General features: G+C 60.5%; 1 pseudogene. It reads right to left on the reverse strand.

Features of this window, described 5'->3' with window-relative positions:
• Positions 1–352: pseudogene (locus EN857_RS33675) on the reverse strand (malto-oligosyltrehalose trehalohydrolase); the annotation flags it as partial.

Below are 352 nucleotides of genomic sequence, written 5' to 3' on the forward strand. Positions count from 1 at the left end.
GGCCGCCTGGAACGTCCCTTCTTCCGTGAACGTGCCGATGTGAACCTCGTAGATCATAGCCTCGTGCCACGGCCTACCGGTCCAGTTCTCATGCTGCCACGCAAAGTCGTGATCGATGACGGTTGACGGGCCGTCCAGGCCGCCTTCCTGCCAATGTGAGGCCGGATCGGGAATTTCATGCCCGTCCGGCAGAACAAAGTGATAGGTGGCGCCGCTACTCACATTCGCTGCAACGGCTTCGTACCAGCCGTTCTCCTCAGACCGCATTTCGTATTCCGCGCCGTTTATAACGAGCCTCGGCGCATCAGAACCGGGCGCCCAGATGCGAAAGCGCGCATCTCCTGCAGCATCG

Origin of the sequence: Mesorhizobium sp. M4B.F.Ca.ET.214.01.1.1 (assembly GCF_004791545.1) — a bacterium.
Taxonomy (GTDB): Bacteria; Pseudomonadota; Alphaproteobacteria; order Rhizobiales; family Rhizobiaceae; genus Mesorhizobium; species Mesorhizobium abyssinicae.